Origin of the sequence: Levilactobacillus humaensis (assembly GCF_024345185.1) — a bacterium.
Classification (GTDB): Bacteria; Bacillota; Bacilli; order Lactobacillales; family Lactobacillaceae; genus Levilactobacillus; species Levilactobacillus humaensis.
Genome location: NZ_BROB01000036.1, coordinates 1 through 18961 on the forward strand (window position 1 = coordinate 1; position 18961 = coordinate 18961).

Sequence of the window (18961 nt, forward strand, 5' to 3'; positions counted from 1 at the left end):
CACAATGGTGATGTGCCCTTTTATTATACAAAAATGGTGTTGATGGATTTACCATCAACACCAAATATCATAGATCCCTTTAATCTTTAAAAAGGGGCTGTGACAGAACTAGCCGCTGTAGGACAAAAACAAGGCACGAAACCGGATGAATTCTGGTTTCGTGCCTTGTTTCATCTGACAACCACAGAGGGATCATAGCAGTTCAATATTAACGTCATTCTTTTAATTTGAAATTAAGAATCCAAACAATTAATGCCAAAACCAAGATCACTAGAATAAAGATCCCTAGCCCCTGTGCCGTCAATTGCCTCTGAATAAATTCAGCGGCTTGTCGCTCACGTGTCTGGCGACACAGTAGTCCAACGTACTTGTTAGGCACTCCTACTCATAGTGGCAACATCATCGGGTAATTGACAGCTACCCGTTTAACTATCAGGATCTACCCAATAGCTGTTAGCTTTTTAATCTTGGGTCGCTTGACACCACTCAACCACTCTTGGCCGAGCATCCCAATATTCATTGCACCTAATCGGTCATCGTTACACCGATACTGGCATTGTTGACACCAATATTCGTGAGTATCATGATGGCGGTTAGTCTTCTCAATTAGCCCGCACTTGGGGCATCTCTGAGAGGTGAAGGATGGATTCACTTTCACAACAGCACTTTGAATAGCCTGAGCCTTGTATGTTAAGAAAGATTCTAGTTGAAAAAAAGACCAGGAACGATGGCTACTAGGCAAAGACTTAGGCAAGTCATCAGTGTTGAATGTCACGTTAGTTAAGTCCTCTAAAACAAAAAGTGTATGCAAACCATATGCTGTAACGAGTGTCTTAGCTAGCGATGATTCACATCGGTCATCCAGCGGTTCTCTCGTTGAGCTAGCTGCTTCAATTTTTTCTTAGCAGACTTGGACCCTTTACTTTGTAGTTGTTGACGAATCTCTAGCAACTTCTTTCGCTTATGTAAGATCTTCTGACCATCAAAGAACAACGTCTTTCCTTCACTATCAAAGGTAGTTGCTAGGAAACGCAATCCACGGTCAATCCCCACAATTTGCGGATGACCCTTAGTATCGAAATTACCGACTTCTTTCGTGATGCCAATGTGCAGAAACCATTTTCCTCTGCTGTGGACCAACTTGGCAGTCCCTAGCTTCCAATCCTCGGTAAAGTATTTCTCGAATCCTGTGTTGGTGAAGTTCAGCTTAGTCCTTTTTCCTAACGTAGTCAGCGAGATTTGCTCCATGTCACCTACGAAGGAATAATTACTTTGGTGGACCAAATCCGCCTGTGGCCGGCGAAAGTAGATGGGATTCACCAGCCAACTCAAGTCTCTAGGAACTTGAACCCACCTTTTTTCTTCGTTCTTGTAGCGGTAAGGATGTTGCTTCATCTGTTCTTGGATAGTCTTATAGCGAGCTACTACTGTCCGAAAGACCGACTGAATCATCTGACTATTGAGTGGTGAGTCTTGTCTGAACCGTTTGTACAGCTGGTGATTGATTTTTAACCAGCTTAACTGAAATTCATGGTCAAAGATCCATCGACTGACAATATTAGCTAATCGTTGATATTCCTGGCTCATCGCTAGAAATTGGTCTGCTTGCTCAGTGTCTGGATAGAGTCTCAACTTGATTGTTCGTCCTAATTTGACCAACGGATACCTCCCCTGTAGATTGGATTAAGCATACCATATTTAGCCCTTTAGGGGAACGTATGTTTTAAGAAAGGAAGATATTAAGTTCTATCATTCATCCCGCGATTAAAATCGCAGGTTTTCTGCCTAGTCCTTAATAAATATGAGATAGCCTAAGCAATCCTCTGAAATTTTTAGTTAATCCATCCGGAGATCCAAGATGAAAGTTTGCTTTGTACTGTTTTAAAGTTGATTTCGTTACACCCCACCAATACTCTAAGTCTACCTATTTTGAACGGCGGTTAGGCGACTTGCGGTACAAATTAGTTGTCATAAGATACCTTGAGTTTCCAGTTTTAGACATTTTTTCTATAGGCATAAGTTGAGACCGCATCAGCATAGCGAGGATATCTTTTAATACGATACGCTGCTACGTACTTTTTCTTACCCGTATGCTGCTTAAAGAAGAATCTTTTGCTGTGGTAATGAGCATTTTTATACTTCGACTAATGTTTTGTACCTGGCATTTTCAGTAAGTCATTTGAAGAAGTGGCAATAGCTGCATGTCCCACTAGTCTTGCCTGCTATTCCCAATAGCAAATGAAAATATCACCCGTTCTCATAATTATATCATTATTTGTGTATTAATAACTTCGAATATGAGCGGTTCCAAGTGCCTTGTCAATTGAATTTTCCACTCACCTATACAAAAAATGAGAAAATTGGGGTACAATGAGAGAATAGTTAGGAGAGTGACGTCATTGAGTAAAGAAATCACGGCGGATCAAACCGCCCGTTATCAACAAGCTTTAGCTACTGACCCCACCGCGAAGGTCTTAGAACGCGCCGTCAGCCATCAAGGAATCTTAGCAACCTCTGCCGATTACGCTTCTGAAACCGACATGACTCCCGTCTTCTCCATTGATTTGGACACCGGGAAAGTTGCCAACCAAAAACAAAGTGGTCGTTGCTGGATGTTTGCCGCATTGAACACCATGCGTCATCATTTAGCCGATCTGTTTAACTTGAGTGACTTTGAATTATCCCAAAACTACACCAACTTCTGGGATAAATTCGAAAAAGCCAACTACTTCTACGAAAACGTTTTGGCCACTGCCGACCAACCAACGTCTAGCCGTAAGGTCGCCTTCTTAATGGCTACCCCACAACAAGATGGTGGTCAATGGGACATGCTGTGTGCCATCATTGAAAAGTATGGAATCGTGCCTAAGTCCGTTATGCCCGAAACTTACAACAGTTCCAAGTCTAGCGAACTCAACAGCACGTTGAACTTGAAGCTGCGTAAGGACGCCGTTATTTTACGGAAATTAGTTGCCGACAAAGCCAGCGATGCTGACATTGCTGCTGCTAAGGACAAGATGCTCGGCGAAGTTTACCGCTTACTGAGCTTTTCACTCGGCGAACCCGTTAGCAAATTCGACTTCGAATACCGCGACGATGACAAGAACTACCACATCGACAAGGGCTTAACCCCTAAGTCCTTCTTCGACAAGTACGTCGACTGGGACCTGTCCGATTACGTTTCCATCATCAATGCCCCTACTGACGACAAGCCATACAACCACACTTACACGGTTGAAATGTTAGGTAACGTGGTCAACGGCCGTCAAGTCAAGCACTTGAACGTCACGATGAAGGACTTCAAGGCCTTGGCCATCAAGCAACTCCAAGCGGGTCAATCCGTCTGGTTCGGTTGTGATGTTGGTCAATCCTCAGAACGTCAAAAGGGAATCATGGACACCAAGTACTACGACAAGGATGCCCTCTTCAACATCGACTTCTCCACAACCAAGGCAGAACGCCTGGATTACGGAGAAAGCATGATGACCCACGCCATGGTCTTGACCGGTGTCGACTTAGTCGATGGTCAACCTACCAAGTGGAAGGTTGAAAACTCTTGGGGTGAAAAGGTCGGCACGAAGGGTTACTTCGTGATGAGCGACGCTTGGATGGACGAATATTGCTACCAAGTCGTTGTGAACAAGCAATTCCTGCCTGACGACTTAAAGAAGACTCAGGAAACTGAAGAACCAACGGTCTTGGCTCCTTGGGATCCAATGGGTGCTTTAGCTTAAGGATTTGAACTTAATTTGTAATTAAAAACCGCCTTCCCTTGATTGGGGAGGCGGTTTTGTTTTGGAATTTTTGTGTTTATGTGGTCGAAACGTGCAACAGCAGGCAGTCGGTTCCGCTTAACCCCGTTAGGCCAATAATCCAAGAGCGGGATTATCGCCCTAACGACGTTAATGCTCGCCGACTACCGCCTGCTGGCGCACTCTTTAATTTAGCACCCGAGCAATATTCTCCGCGGTCCGAGTCAGGTTTTCCTCACCGGTCTTGATGGCCGTTGGGAGGTCGACGACCCCTGGGAGGATTGGGAAGATGGCGTCAATGCCCAGATCGTAGAGTTGGTCGATTCCCTCGCCGACGTTACCGGCTAAGCCGATCACCTTGGCGTGGGGACTGGCTTCCTTGGCAGCCAGTGCGGTACCCATTGGGGTCTTGCCGTACTGCGTCTGGAAGTCAATGGCCCCTTCACCAGTGAAGACGTAGTCCGCATTAGCGGCCCGTTCCTTCAAGTGAGTTTCCTTGACCACGATCTCGACACCCTTTTCCATGACGGATTGGGTAAAGGCTAGCAAACCGGCACCCAGTCCACCGGCAGCACCAGCGCCTGGGTAATCCGCGAGATCCTTGCCTAAGTCGCGTTTAATGATGGCCGCATAATGGGCCAAGTTGCGGTCCAACACGGGAATCGTTTCCGCCGTGGCCCCCTTCTGCGGACCAAAGACAGCGGCTGAACCCTTAGGCCCAACCAGTGGATTTGTGACATCGGAAGCGATGCGGACCTTCGTCTCGGCAACCAGTGGGTCGACATCAGAGACATCAATCCTAGCGAGGTCGGCTAAACCGCCACCCCCACGTTTGATAGGCTGACCGTCCTTATCGAGGAATTTCGCCCCGAGGGCCTCCGCCATCCCTTGACCACCATCAGTCGTGGCCGAGCCACCGATCCCAATGATAATCTCTCTGGCACCATGATGCATGGCGTCCAACATCAATTCACCGGTCCCATAGGTCGTGGTAACCAGCGGATCCTTGGTCTGTTCATTCACAAACTGAATTCCACTCGCGGCAGCCATTTCGATGACGGCCGTCCGTCCATCACCCAGTAAGCCATATTGAGCATCAACCGTTTCTTCCAACGGATTCAAGACAGAGGCGGTCTTCAACGTCCCGTGGGTCGCATCGACCAGGGACTGCACCGTGCCTTCCCCACCGTCAGCCATCGGAACCAGTTCATAGTCGGCATCCGGGAAGACTCGTTTCAAACCGGCATAAATGGCGTCTGCCGCTTGCTTCGCGGTCAAACTACCTTTAAAAGAATCGGGGGCAATGACAAATTTCATTTGAACTTCATCCTTTCCGTCGTGTCTAGAAGAGGGTAAACATAATTGTTCCGACAATCGTCATGGTTAACCCAACTGCCGTTTCATAAGGAACTGACTGCATCCGTTCCTTGAGAGACATGTTCATGGCGTTGGCCGTCACGTGGAAGTAGTTCCCTTGTGGCAAGTGGTCAATCACCGTAGCACCGGTATGAACCATCACAGCGGCAGCCAATGGCGCCGTTCCGAAGGATAAGATGGCCTTACCGAATGATCCGGTAGCCAAGATAACACCGGTTGAAGTCGAAGCCGTTGCGGCAGCCATTAAGATCCCGGCGATTGGAGCCAAGAAGGTTCCGGAGATCCCGGAAATCTTAATTAAGTGCACAATGGCGGCAGGTAACGTCGAGGTGGTAATCAAGCCCCCGATAGCCCCGGCACCGATCAGAATTAAAACAACGTCGGTCATCCGGGCCATCCCTGACTTCGTGTAAGCCAAGACCTTTTTACCCTGATGCATGGCCAGCATCCCCACCAGTCCAGCGATTGGCAAGATGTACATAGCATCAACTTCGAACTTTTCCAAAATACTAATGTGTAAAATGTTCCCAACTGGGTTCAGTAACAAGAGAATAACGGCCAGGAGTGGCGCTACGATCGCCGTCTTTAAGGATGGCAGATCGGTTGGTTCAGCAGTACCTTGGTCCTGGTTAGCCTGCACGTCCGCCATGGTGGCAATGGACCCGCGGTGACGTAACAGTGTGGCAATCAGAACCGTTGCCAACAAGCCAAAGACAGCAGGGATAAAGTCGGCAACCATCAATTGACTGAGTTCCAAATGGAACCCATGAGCTGCAGCAATCGTGTTGGGGTTTGGTGAGATGATATTCCCCGCCTTACCACCACCGGAAAGGGCAACCAGCAGCGCCAGCTTAGAAATCTTCATCCGACTCCCCACTTCGAGGGCGATTGGCGCCACAATCAAGACGGCAACCGGGATGAAAACCCCCACGGCCGTGATAATCATGGTAGCCAAAGCTAACGAGAGAATCGCAAGGCTTTCACCGAACTTGTTGACAATGCCTCGGGCAATCGCATTAGCGGCCCCAGACTCCATCATGACCCCGGCAAAGACCCCGGCGGCCAGCACCCGGATAACGGTTCCCATAACACTCTGAGATCCCGTAACCACAATGTTTACCGTCTGTGTCAGGTTGGCTCCTCCAATGAGGGCCCCGACAATTGTTCCGAGTAAGAGCGAATAGACCGGGTTCAACTTACGTAAAATTAAAATAATGGCAAGGGCTAACCCAATTAAGGCCCCAATCCAACTAACAGAAACACCCATCTGACGACACTCCTATCTATGTATTAAGTGAATTAATTAACGAACTTTTTGAACTAACTAATGATACAACAATCCTTGAGTAATTGAAAGGCCCCAACACCTTGTGGGGCCTACACGATCGACCGGTAAAACGTTTTAAGAAAGTCAAAAAAGGCCGAAAACCAACGTTTTCGACCTTTTGCTTTGACTTAATTTTAAGTTGACCCTACTTGACGGCCTTCACTTCATTGATATCTTTGAAGGTCTGAATGGCGAGTTGTTCCGTCGACCAGCGAGGGAACATAGCCTTCTTAACGAAGTTGTTTGATAAGAAGATCACACCCGTTTTACCATCCTTACTCATGGCAACGGTACTCTCGTAATCGTCCCCCATCCCGTGACTGTAGTACCCAATGTTACCGAGATGATACAGGCCACCGGTGTAATGGCGGGTCTGGCCAACTTCATGCAAAACCTGAGCCCCGGCTGGATTATCCAAGGTTGTCCCTTGAATGACCGCCCGTTCCGCTTGGAAGGCATCCCCAGTACTCATGATGACGTTCCCAGTCGCAACCTGAACCGCCGTCGTCATCTTCAACGGCGCGTGAGGTTCCTTGTACTGACCGGGTTCCATGCCGCCATAACCTAAGGTCATGTTCGGCGTGATCTTTCGAATCTGGTTAAAGCCCGTGTGATTGAGATCCAGTGGTGTCACAATGTCCTGGTAGAATGCTTGGTAGTAGGACTGGTGGGTCACCTTATGCAGAATTCCTGCCAGTAAGACATAACTGATTGGTTGATAATGGAAATGGTTGATCCGCTTCTTCTTGATGATGGCCGTTTGACTCGCATACTTGTAGACGGCGGGTTCGGTCAAAACGGTCCCTGGTACCAACTTGCCGCTGATACCGCCCTCCATATTTAACATTTGGCGAATCGTCACGTGACTACTATGTTTAATATGGTAGTACTTGCTCAAGTGATCGGATAACTTGATCTGGCCCTTTTCTACGGCCTGCATGACCAAGGCCCCGGTCAGTGATTTCTGGACGGAGTTGATCAGAAATTGTGACGTTACCTTATTTTTATGCTGTTTCTTAACGTTGGCCCAGCCAAAAGCCTGTTGATAAACCACGTGATTGTTTTTAACAACAATGGCTGACCCGACAAACTTTTTAGCCCGCAGATCTTTGGTCAGTTTAGCCGCAAAGACGGGATTCTTCTCTCCCAGGTTCTTGCGGTCATACTGTGTGACCTTGTTCTCGCGATCCTGTTGGCTCTTCATGGCATAGCGGGTAATCGCGTCCTTGGTCTTTTCCGCATGATGCTGGTTGCTAATCGCCACCTGCTTCTTATCATTTGCATCGATGACGTGCATCCATGAAACAACCCCAATAATAACCACAATGACGGACATTAAAATTGCCCAGTGGCCCAAATTTTTCTTATTCATTCCCCTGACTTCCCCTCTGTTCCCAACTCCTAAATCTGATTATACGAAAAGGCCGGACAAATACAATCGTTTTTCTCAATTGTTTCGTCCGACCTTATTAACTTATCCTTTTGTTAAGGTAATCGTCACAATATTACTTTACGTTTGATCCGCAGCCGATCATCAAAGTCATAGCGAATCGGTTCGCCGTTAGCGACTTCAACCTGACTGATATCAGCGTCTGGCACCCGATCGAGGTACTTGATGAGGGCCCGCAAGGTACTGCCATGGGCCACGACGAGCTGGTTATGGTCATCCAGCAAACGTGGGGCAATCTGGTCCTCCCAATAGGGCATCAGCCGGTCATAGGCCATCTCAAGGCTTTCACCTAGTGGCTCCGTGTGGGGACCAAATTGATCGTACCGTCGATCCTGAACCACGTGATCCAAGAGTGGTGGCACGGTCTCGAAGCTTCGCCGCCAGATCTTCACCTGGCGTTCACCAACTTCCGCCTGCACCGCAGCCTTATTCTTCCCACGTAGGGCCCCATAGTGGCGTTCATTGAGTCGCCAGGACTTGTATTCTGGAATCGCCAACTGGTCGATCGCTTCCAACACAATGTTTGAAGTCACAATTGCCCGTTGAAGCATCGAGGTATGCAGGGCCCCAAACCGTAGGCCGGTCTGTGCCACGAGTTGCCCCGCAACCAAGGCCTGTTGCCGCCCTTTGTCCGTCAATGGAACATCGCTCCATCCTGTAAAGATATTGTCCCGGTTGGCGACACTCTCGCCGTGCCGTAGGATGACTAACGTTGCCATCATCATTCTCCCTTTCTCTGCTCTTGCTCTCACGGATTATCATAACATAGCGTTCCGGGAGATTCGTTGAATTTGTGTCAGTTTTCACGCAAGAGTGCCCCAACAGGCGGTTAGTCAGCGAGCATTAACGTCGTACTTGGAAAAATCCTGGGTTTGGATTATTCCAAGTACGGGGTTAAGCGGAGCTGACTGCCTGTTGGGGCACGTTTCGACCACATAAGCATAAAAAAGGACCCAAGCATAACCTCAGATCCTTACACTAATCAAATTTAGTCCATCGACGATGGGTCACGCTTGGCATCCATCTTCGCTTCAAGCTTGGCTTCCAAGTCAGCTTCTAGCTTAGCCTCGAGTTGGTCGGCCTTAGCCGTTTGCTCCTGTTGGAAATCGCTGGCTGGAACAGTTGCATCTTGTTCTGCCAATTGCGATTCGCGCGCCTTGACCCGGTTCCCCATGAAGGTAATCACGGAACCAATCAGGATAATAACAATCCCGACAATCGTATTTGGCAAGATGTGCTCGTGAATCAGCACAGCCGCCATGATTGGAGCCAGCCCTGGCTTAATGAAGAAGACCAGGGATGCCGTGGAGACGTCGGAACGTTCCATGGCCAGGAAGTAAAAGGCAAATCCCCCACCGGTCACACAGACCCCGATGAAAAAGAGTAACCAGAAGTACTGCATGCTGATGTTCTTCAAAATTGGTAAAGCAGCGAAGTTGCTGAGCCAACCAACCTGACGCATCCCCCCAGCAACGGCAGGAATGTGGGTAATCATCATCAACACAAAGAGTTCTAATGACCCAGCCAAGAACGTAAAGCAGGTCATGGTAATCCCATTGAAGTGGTGGCGAACAGACCCCCACCGAGACACAATACTGTACAGCCCAAAGGTTAAGGCCGAGCTAATCGCCAAAACCAACCCTAATGGATTCGTCAGGTGAGCTGGATTAACAATCACGATCAATCCAATAATGGACACGACCACGGCGATTAAGTTCGCCCGTCCAAGTCGTTCGTGAAGAATTAAGTACGAGAAAATAAGGGCAAATACCGGGTTACAGCTAAAGAGGACGGCCACGGTCGACGCCTCGTCGACGGTGATGGCCAACTGGTACAGCGTCATTGACACAATGACACAGACCAACCCTGTCAGGAAGAACAGACCCCAGTCCGCCTTGGTTAAATGATGTTGCTGTTTGCTAAGTGCCCGTAAGGCAATTGGCAGCAACACGATTCCCCCAATAAGAAACCGAATCAGGTTCAACTGAATGGGGTTAAATGCCCCACCAGCAGCCTTTAAGGCGATTTCCATCGAACTGAACATTAACGTTGAAAAAGCGATGTACAACATGGTTTTTCTCAAAACGAAACTAGTTCCTCCTTATAATATGTGCGAACACAACTAGACAATTTGCTGAACAATAACCATCAAGATTGGAATCACCACTAGACTCAGGAGGGTGGTTTCAGTAACCATAATTGCCGCGTAGTCGGCATCCGCTCGGTAGAGCTTAGCCACGACTGGGGCATTGGTCATGACGGGCATCGCCGCCTGTAAGATGAAGACTTGCTTCATCAGAGCTGGCAACCCGGTCGGTACGACCAGTAAAGCCATCAGAGTTGGGGCAATAATAAAGCGTCCCAACAGAATTCCTAGGCTATCGCGGTCAATCCGAATGTTCTGCAGGCCGGCACCGGCAATCGCCGTCCCAATAAAAATCATGGACAGTGGAATTGTCAGACCACCAACATACTGGAAATCCTGCATGATCCAGTCTGGTAACTGAATATTCAGCAGGACCAGAATGACCCCAAAAATAAAGCCCAACAGGGGCGGTGAAAAAATCTTCTGTAAGGTGTCCTTCAGATTGAATTTAGCCTTATCCTTCCCATCTCGCTGGATGAGGTAAACCCCCAAGGTCCAGAAGAAGGTCGTGTTGGCCATATAATACACCAGCACGAAGGGTAAACTTTTCGATCCAAACAGGGCCTCGTTAACCGGTAAGCCCACGAACACGGTGTTGGAATTCAGGAACATCGACTCAAACAATCCCCGATGATCGTCATGAATTCGAAACAAGTGAAACGCCACAATCGATAACCCAAACATAATCGTCATCGAGATAATTGGGAAACGAAGGTCCGGCAACGTGGCCTTCAAGGTTGCTGCCGAAAATTTGGCGGTAATGGTACTAATCATATAGGCGGGTAAGGCAATCTGCGTCACCAACCGGGCAATTAGCCGCGGAGCCTGGTCATCAAACCAGCCTCGACGAGACAACACGTAGCCTAAGCCGATCATCACCAGGATAATCAGCACGCCTGAAACACTTCTGATAAAGACGGCCATTCGGTAACCTCCCCGCCATTTCAAAAAAATAACTGTTTCTTAAGTAACGTTGCTTATTATAGCATAAGAAGCGATTTCCTCTGATTCGTAACCGGTTCCAACGCTGAATCTAATAGGCTTCCCGTCGCCTTGACACGCCCGGAAATGTTGCCTATTTTACCAATTGTTGACAAATCCGAATTGCAGTCAGGTTCCCCCACCCGTTTACGAATAACTTTTTTTGTGGTGTAATGAATTAATTGAGGTCACAAGCAAAACTGGTCGCGGAACCTTTAAAATCTGATTAAATCGATGATTGGCGGTATCACTACGCCACGGACCAGTTTATAATGGAAAAAGATTTTGACGAGGATGAGGAAATAAATATGCCTAATGATAATGGAAACAAGCGGCAACGATCGCCAGAGGACTTCGAACAAGTCTACGATCGCCGCTCTGACCGACACTCACACTTTAAAACACCCACGGTTCATCCCCATCGTCCTGTGATGTGGACCATCGTGCTCACCGTGCTCTTCCTAATTAGCGGTGGATTGGCGTACGGTTATCATGCCTGGAGTTCTGCTAAGAAGACCTTCAGCCAGACCTACGCGTCATCCAACACCGCAAAGAGTCGTAACGTGGCCGCCGTTCTCAAGAAGAACAAGCCCTTCTCGATTCTCTTGATGGGAACCGACACCGGGGCCTTGGGCCGTTCCGACATGGGTCGGACCGATACGATGATGGTGGCCACGATCAACCCAACCAAGGAAACCGCGTACCTGACTAGTATTCCTCGGGATACTCGGGTCACCGTGGGTTCCGGCGCTAATGCCAGCGTGCAGAAAATTAATGCAGCGTACACGATTGGTGGGGCCAAGACGGCTGTGAAGACCGTTGAAGACCTGTTAGACATTCCGATTGATTTCTATGCTATCGTTAACATGGGTGGCCTGGAGAAGATGGTCGATGCGGTCAATGGGGTCGACGTCAAACCACCATTAACCTTCCAGTACGGTGCGGCTAACGTGGTCAAGGGTAAGACAACCCACTTAAATGGGAAACAAGCCCTTGCTTACTCCCGGATGCGTCATGAAGATCCGCTGGGTGACTATGGTCGCCAGAAACGACAACGACAAGTCCTTCAGAAGCTGGTCGTCAAGGCCGCTGGACTGACCTCCATCACCCGTTACCAACAGATTTTGACCTCCCTCAACGGGAACCTCAAGACCGACCTCACATTTGATGACCTGATGCAGATTCGGGCCAAGTACGGGGATGCTTCCCATCACATCAAGTCTGAAACCTTACAGGGTCAAGACGCGATGATCGATGGCCTTTCCTACCAAGTCCCAACTAACGAAGAACTAAAGAAGATTTCCAATCACATCCGCAAGACTTTGGAACTTTCGGAAACGAAGAGCTTTACCACCGATTCCGATACCTCGGCTTACGGAACCACGGATACCAGTTACGGGTCCGATGGTAGTGGCTACGATAACAGTAATGCGAACAACAGTGGCTACGGCTACTAAAGATGAAACTCGTGCGATCCTTGAGATCACGCGAGTTTTTTTGTTGACCGTCTATTCAGACTATCTGAGTTAAAATAACCTCTCGCAGCACAAAACCATACACGGGGGTAGTCGTAAGCGCATCCATCTACTTGCAGGCTTAATCAATCACCACACTAAACGATATATGACGTTGTTCTTTGAAAAAAAAGCGCTAGAATGGAGGTAATTAATTCTATGCGGTACGCCGTAACTAAAGGAGTCAACCAATATGTACCGGTTTTTCGTTCAACCACAAGTAAATCAAGATGATCAACAGGTCTTTGGCTATGAAGTCCTCCTGCGTAAGCAACAGAATGAAACGTGGGTCCTGCCACAAAAGTTTACGGACATTTCCGTGTCGGACCAAGCTAAGCTCCTTGAACAAACGGCGACTGCTCTGAATACGGCGGTTACCAAACAAGTCTTGGCCTTTAACCTCAATAACCAACAACTACGGGATCCGTTGACCTTGGGAACCATCATTGCTCTCAAAAAACGGATCAATCCGGCTGCATTAACCATTGAGTTAACGGAAGCCCCAACTCTAGAAGAGATTCAGCAATTCAGTCTGACCCTTCACCAATACAACATTGGTTTAGTATTAGATGACGTGGGCACCGGCTCCAACACTTTCCATAACATTCAATATCTGTTGCCATTCGTGGATGAAATTAAATTTGCGATGCAAAACTTCCGCATGGCGGGTGTCGCAGCCAAGATTCCGGAATGTCTGGCGTTCTGGGCTAAGATCGCGCATCAATTTCGGTTGAGTTTCATTCTCGAAGGCGTGGAAGACGCCAAGGACCAGGCACTGGCCAAACACTTCGGTATCACCCTTCACCAAGGATATCTTTATGGTAAACCAAGTCTAGTTTCGTGCAATTAAGAAGTTTGGGAGAAATCCCAAACTTTTTCTTTTATCCCGCGTGGGTGTTCGACCGCTTAGATCTATTGTATAATATGTTTTCGCTGTTAATTATCATAATTATTCCCGATAGGAGGTTTCGCATGACTTGGTCCAAATGGTTCGTGGCACCCGCAATTACGAGTCTGTTCTTTTTACTCGGTGTCCTGACCCTCTACTGGTTCATTACCAACAAAATCATTCAGCATCTCGATCGCAAGCACCGTCAACCAAACGTGGCCGCCATCCGAACCAACGTCGGTCTGGTCTACATGGCCGTCATTCTCATCATCAGTCAGACGTCTGTCAGCGGAACCGCCTATAGCTGGGCCTTCACTAATTTCCAAATATTTGCTATCGTCTTTGTCAGTTACTTCCTGATGTTGGAAATCCGACTCTGGCAGCTTCTGATTGCCATCGGTCTCTTCATGGGGATCAATGAAACGATGGGCAACGGTTGGTCCTGGCTCTTCGCCGCAGTTTATGTGGCCTTCTACTTCGTGATGAAGCAAGTGAAGACGCACCAACACCAGAAATGGACCGACTTTCTAGACTTTACCATCGCAACCCTGTTCTTCTCGGCAGTTCTCTGGGGATTAATGGGGGCGCAATTTCACTTGCCCCTCACCACCCTGGCCTGGGAGCTCGTCTTCAACTTCTTCATCTTGAGTATGATGTACGTCTATGTGGATTCACTCTTGGCTGGGGCTGATACCTTAGCACAGCTCACTTATACCACCAATTACGACGATTTGACCGGCGTCAATAATTACTACGCCTTCAAAAACGACTTCGGCCAAGCCTTTAAAGCTGCGACGGGAACGCAGCAACCTCTGACCCTGATGCTATTCGATATCGACCACTTCAAACACGTCAACGACACATACGGCCATTTGACAGGGGATTATGTTCTCAGCCACGTGGCCCAGACGATGACCCGTCAGTTGGCAGAACTAGACCCCCAGTTAGTCCTCTACCGGACTGGGGGCGAGGAGTTCACAATTCTCTTTATTGGCTATACCACCGAGCAGGCTGTCAGCCTCGTCACCACCTTGACTGAATCCATTCGCCAACGAACCTTTCACCATGGCGGTCAGGACCTCAACGTGCGGTTATCCGTGGGGGTCACCCAACGCCAACCTGACGATCAAGAGGCCGTCGATCTCTTCCGGCGGGCGGACCAAAACCTCTATTATGCCAAGCAACATGGTCGTGATCAGATCAAGATTAATTAGATTAGGCCTAAAAAAGCTATGCCCACGGGCATAGCTTTTTTCTCTACATTTTAGTCGGTCGAAGTCCGTCCATCGAAGCGGCGAATACCGCTTCGTCCATCCTGTTCCAAACGTGGCAACACCGTCGCTAGTGGCTGCTCCTGACTGTCCAAGGCCTCAATCAACATGGGCAAATTGACCCCCGCAATCACGGCATAGTTGTCTGGGTTCTGCTGGACCAACTGACTGGCCGCGTTAAAAGGCGCCCCACCCCAGAGATCAGCCAAAAAAAGGATCTCCGAAACGGGTTGCAGGCTCTGGATGGCAGCCTGATAGTGGTTCGCCAGATCCTCCACACTTTCATTGGCACTCAGGGTCACAGCCTTGACCTTCTGCGCTTTACCGAAAATCATTTCAGCACTCTGTAAGATGCCACGGGCAAAGTCTCCGTGACCGGTGATAATTATGGCAAGCATCGTGCCACCCCTTTTTAAAACGGTTTACGTCTTTCAGACCCACTTGTTTATGGGTCAAATATAGCACAAAATGCCAGTCAGCTCCACTAATCCAGAAAGCTAATGGACCAGCATGTCTCCAGGGGTCGTAAACAGTCTGTCCGGTTGGTAATTTACGGGTTGTTTACCGTTCCACCCGGCAAAGCCAAAGGCGACACCCGCAGCGTGTGCGGCCGTAAAATCATAGGCAGTATCGCCGATATAAACTGTCGACGCTGGGTCGGCGCCTAAGCGTTGCATCGCCAGTAAAATCCCATCCGGGGCCGGCTTTCCATGCGCCACGTCCTCAGCAACGACGGTCACCTTGAAGTACTGGTCCAAGCCAACACTGACCACGTCTCGCTCGTATTCAAAGCGTCGTTTCGAGGTCATGATAGCCAGGTTAACGCCAGTCTCGCGCAACTTAGCCAGGGCCGCCGTGACGCCAGGATAGATGGATACCGTGTCTTTGTAGGCTAACGTCCGATCCCCCCACTCTGCCAGAACATTCTCGAGATCGGGAATCTGAAGGCGTACCAGGGCATCACGACTGGGGATGCCAAAGGTCGCGGTCAAATCGGCATAGGGCCGATCGATGCCGCGTTCGTGCAGGACCGCCTGTAGGGCCCGCATGTACATCGTTTCGGTATCGAGCAGCGTGCCATCAAGATCGAAAATTAAATTTTGCATTGATTTAAAAACTCCTTGTGTTTGAGATCAAAAAAAGGAAGATGATCGCTCATCTTCCCTAGTGTATCATGCTTTGTCTTAGGACTCGAACTTTGGTGTCACACCCATAGCGGGTTCGCTAGGTGCACTCTCGCTAGCTTCTTGCGCCAGTTGTTCTGACGTTGGGTTGCCGGCAACGACATCTTCAGCCCGTTGTAAGTTCCGCAACTGTTGAACCGCTCTGATCCATGAAGGAATCAGGATGGCACAGGAGCCCAACCAAGCCAATGGTTCAGCGGAAACGGCTCCGGCATACCCAAAGGCCCCCACCATGAAGACAGCAGCGAAGATCCGCATGCTCAGTTCGCCGACACCAGCCAGCGTTGGCAGTACCCGGCGGCCAAGGCCCTGGAGGGTGTTACGAATCACGAAGAGCACACTCAATAACAGGTAAGTGCTCCCGATGATGTTGAAGTAAGTTTGAGATAATTGAATCACATTTTCGTCGGCCGTCCCGATAATTAACGTCACAATCGGCTTGCCAAGGAAGATCACTAAGCCACCGGCAAAAACCGCGAAACTACCGGATAACCAGAGGGTCTTCTTGACTCCTTCCATGATCCGGCCGTACTTGCCGGCGCCAAAGTTCTGTGCGGCAAAGGTGGCCATGGTCACGCCAAATGAAGACATGGGTAAGGAACAGAGTTGATCAACCTTAGAAGCCGCCGTAGACGCAGCCACTGAATCAGTTCCTAAGGAGTTCAAGGCCGCCTGCATCACCATCGTCCCGATGGCAATGATTGACAGTTGGAAGCCCATGGGCATCCCCGTCGTAAAGTGTTGCCAGAGTTCGTTCATGTCTAAGTTGAAATCATCCTTGGACAAGTGCAAAAGAGGAATGGAACGAATGATGTAAACCACACACAACAGTGACGCCACCACTTGAGAAATCACGGTAGCCCAGCCGGCACCAGCGACCCCCATGTGGAAAACCAAGATGAATAGTAATTCCAGAACAACGTTGACAACCGTCCCGATCATCAGAAAGATCAGTGGCGTGCGGGAATCCCCGAGTGCCCGAATAATGTTGGACAACAGGTTGAAAGCCATCGAGGCAAAGATCCCGATAAAGATAATGCTGATAAAGATCCGCGCGTTAGCAAAGATTGACGCTGGTGTCTGCATCAGATGCAGAATAGGATCAACAAATGTTAAAGAAAGAATCGTCAAGATAATAGTCATTAAGACCGAGATCACAATGCTCGCAGCAAATGACTTGCGGACACCCTTGTAATCTCTAGCCCCGTACCGAGTTGCCGTGATAATGGCCAATCCGGCAGTCAGGCCTTGGGCGAATCCAATAATTAGGAAATTAATGGACCCGGTCGCCCCAACGGCGGCCAGCGCTTTCACGCCAAGAGTTTGTCCCACAACTACGGTATCGGAAACGTTATATAATTGCTGAAATAAATTACCAATTAAAAGTGGAATCGTAAAAAAGAAAATGAGTTTGAGGGAGTTACCCTTAGTTAAGTCGTTCATGCGCCGACCTCCTTTAGAATTTTTGCCAATCTTTTGACACAAGACAATTACTATAACGCGTTTCAAGTTATTTGTCAGTGGTTTTGTTTCATAAAATTGGTAATGATCGATGTAGAATCATATACTACGCTCATCTATGAAAGAATTGAAGAGATATTTTCATTGGAAACGGTTACTAGGGCAAAATGTTACCTAACTGTCATGAAAGCCGCCAAATTTACGGAAATTCGGCTAGCAATCCTGAAAACAAGTGGCTCCGGTCGTTCAACAAATGGAGAACCGAACAAATCGGTTTTCCTGGCGACCCTGATTGTGCCACATTGTTGTTGGAAAGACCATCTTTTTGCTTGGGGGCTCTTCTTGAGAAGTTGACATCAGAAATCAATAGAATGGAAACCATCGTCCCTGCTTTCATTACTCCTCAATCGGCAATACCAGCGACACTAGAAATAGAACGAACTCGTTATCTTAGGGCTGGTTGGCCAACATGAAGTATATCCAGCACATATCCAATTGCGTTATACTAACCTTATAGGAAGTTCCAGGGGAAACTATTATTAGGAGGAATTTAGATTGTTTAAAATGAAAAGCAAAAGCACCCTACTACTCATGCTACTAGGTGCTGTTGTGGGAAGCTTAGGTGTTACTAGTGCATCAGCGGAGAAAGCAAGAATCGTAAATACAGGAAAACATGTGGATAATTTAATCCACAAGGTTGATATTCGGAATCTCTCGTACTTTGATACGCGGTTCGACTATTCGTCTAAACCATACAAGATGTCTCAAAATCGCTACCAAACCTACAAGCTGAAAAGGTCATTAAAGATAGCTAATATGAACAAACATAAAGAAGTTATTTTACCTAAAGGGTCCGTTGTCACCGGGCTTAACGACGGCAAAGGAAACATCACTTATATTAGCAACCCCTCTCTGAGTCTTAAAAATCAAAAATTGGTTTTCAAGACTCTCGGAAACTGGCACGGAAGTCTGCCTATAATCAAAAACAATGGTGGTGCTCAACAACCATATACTAGAAATACCGCTTTTTCATATAAATCATCGGCTATGCTCCCATTCTTATCTGTTAAATCCAATAAACCTTTCTACGATGCTGAAGGTCTTTCCTTACCTTTCGTCTCAATCTCAGCAGATAGTCAACTTATTTACCACACCAAGGGCTCGAAGTATAAACCAACCCGCTATGCCAAAATTAAGAAGTTCAAACTTACTCACTCTGCCATAACCTATTATTTAGCGAAACCTGTTAAGGGTGTCGCAACTAAAAAGGTTAGATCTGGTAAAACTCATCTTTATCGTGCGACCTTTAAAATGGGCCACGTCTTCCAGATGATGTTCGCCGATAATGACACTGACGGCTATAGTCTCACTGTTAACAACGGTAGACAAGAATTTTTTATTAGTCTCTATCAATTGGGCTGGAAATACGTCGGTTCAATCGTTGGCTTGACAGGTGCAGATGCTGTTTCACCTACTGACGCAAAAATTGCTACCGACTATGTTCAAGGATTGTACTAAAAAGAGCTACCTAACTGAAGTGCCCTACAATTGTTAGACAGATAAATCTAACGATTGTGGGGTTTTCTTATGTCCAAATATAGTAGTCAAT

Annotated in this window: 14 protein-coding genes and 1 pseudogene; 5 read left to right on the forward strand and 10 right to left on the reverse strand. The window is 48.0% G+C overall.

What is annotated here, in order from left to right; translation table 11 throughout:
• Positions 1-439 precede the first annotated feature (439 nt).
• Positions 440-1659 (reverse strand): annotated as a pseudogene (locus OCU14_RS10020) (RNA-guided endonuclease InsQ/TnpB family protein).
• Positions 1660-2399: 740 nt separating this feature from the next.
• Here OCU14_RS10020 and OCU14_RS10025 point away from each other — a divergent pair.
• Positions 2400-3734 (forward strand): C1 family peptidase, encoded by a 1335-nt coding sequence (locus OCU14_RS10025; protein WP_261810912.1) that lies wholly within the window; start codon positions 2400-2402, stop codon positions 3732-3734.
• A gap of 204 nt (positions 3735-3938) precedes the next feature.
• On the opposite strand, the gene OCU14_RS10030 is transcribed toward OCU14_RS10025, so the two are convergent.
• The 6 genes from OCU14_RS10030 to OCU14_RS10055 form a co-directional block, all read right to left on the reverse strand.
• Entirely contained in the window at positions 3939-5069 is a 1131-nt protein-coding gene (locus OCU14_RS10030; protein WP_261810913.1) for a glycerate kinase family protein, read from the reverse strand.
• Positions 5070-5094: 25 nt separating this feature from the next.
• Positions 5095-6396 carry a GntP family permease gene (locus OCU14_RS10035; RefSeq protein ID WP_261810914.1) on the reverse strand — a complete coding sequence of 434 codons (1302 nt, stop codon included), beginning with the start codon at positions 6394-6396 and terminating at the stop codon, positions 5095-5097.
• Between the two features lie 205 nt (positions 6397-6601).
• Entirely contained in the window at positions 6602-7828 is a 1227-nt protein-coding gene (locus OCU14_RS10040; protein WP_261810915.1) for a serine hydrolase domain-containing protein, read from the reverse strand.
• Positions 7829-7953: 125 nt separating this feature from the next.
• Positions 7954-8625: a 2,3-bisphosphoglycerate-dependent phosphoglycerate mutase gene (locus tag OCU14_RS10045; RefSeq protein WP_261810916.1), complete on the reverse strand. Its 672-nt coding sequence runs from the start codon at positions 8623-8625 to the stop codon at positions 7954-7956.
• A 269-nt stretch (positions 8626-8894) separates the two neighbouring features.
• Positions 8895-9989: a DMT family transporter gene (locus tag OCU14_RS10050; RefSeq protein WP_261810917.1), complete on the reverse strand. Its 1095-nt coding sequence runs from the start codon at positions 9987-9989 to the stop codon at positions 8895-8897.
• A gap of 39 nt (positions 9990-10028) precedes the next feature.
• The gene (locus OCU14_RS10055; RefSeq protein WP_261810918.1) at positions 10029-10976 is read right to left on the reverse strand and encodes an AEC family transporter; all 948 of its coding nucleotides are present in this window, start codon (positions 10974-10976) and stop codon (positions 10029-10031) included.
• Positions 10977-11341: 365 nt separating this feature from the next.
• Between OCU14_RS10055 and OCU14_RS10060 the strand changes: the two genes are divergently transcribed.
• The 3 genes from OCU14_RS10060 (at position 11342) to OCU14_RS10070 (ending at position 14650) form a co-directional block, all read left to right on the forward strand.
• The gene (locus OCU14_RS10060; RefSeq protein WP_261810919.1) at positions 11342-12490 is read left to right on the forward strand and encodes an LCP family glycopolymer transferase; all 1149 of its coding nucleotides are present in this window, start codon (positions 11342-11344) and stop codon (positions 12488-12490) included.
• Positions 12491-12740: 250 nt separating this feature from the next.
• Positions 12741-13397 (forward strand): EAL domain-containing protein, encoded by a 657-nt coding sequence (locus OCU14_RS10065; RefSeq protein WP_261810920.1) that lies wholly within the window; start codon positions 12741-12743, stop codon positions 13395-13397.
• 122 nt (positions 13398-13519) lie between these two features.
• Positions 13520-14650 carry a GGDEF domain-containing protein gene (locus OCU14_RS10070; RefSeq protein ID WP_261810921.1) on the forward strand — a complete coding sequence of 377 codons (1131 nt, stop codon included), beginning with the start codon at positions 13520-13522 and terminating at the stop codon, positions 14648-14650.
• A 50-nt stretch (positions 14651-14700) separates the two neighbouring features.
• On the opposite strand, the gene OCU14_RS10075 is transcribed toward OCU14_RS10070, so the two are convergent.
• The 3 genes from OCU14_RS10075 to OCU14_RS10085 all read right to left on the reverse strand — a co-directional run bounded on the left by OCU14_RS10075 (position 14701) and on the right by OCU14_RS10085 (position 17334).
• Positions 14701-15105, reverse strand: coding sequence for a PTS sugar transporter subunit IIA (locus OCU14_RS10075; protein ID WP_261810922.1), 405 nt, complete (start codon positions 15103-15105; stop codon positions 14701-14703).
• Between the two features lie 99 nt (positions 15106-15204).
• Complete coding sequence (locus OCU14_RS10080; RefSeq protein ID WP_261810923.1) at positions 15205-15813, reverse strand: HAD family hydrolase; 609 nt, start codon at positions 15811-15813, stop codon at positions 15205-15207.
• 78 nt (positions 15814-15891) lie between these two features.
• Positions 15892-17334: an MATE family efflux transporter gene (locus tag OCU14_RS10085; RefSeq protein ID WP_261810924.1), complete on the reverse strand. Its 1443-nt coding sequence runs from the start codon at positions 17332-17334 to the stop codon at positions 15892-15894.
• Positions 17335-17907: 573 nt separating this feature from the next.
• On the opposite strand from OCU14_RS10085, the gene OCU14_RS10090 reads away from it, so the two are divergent.
• On the forward strand, positions 17908-18870 hold the full coding sequence (locus OCU14_RS10090) for a hypothetical protein (protein WP_261810925.1): 963 nt from the start codon (positions 17908-17910) through the stop codon (positions 18868-18870).
• Positions 18871-18961: the final 91 nt, after the last annotated feature.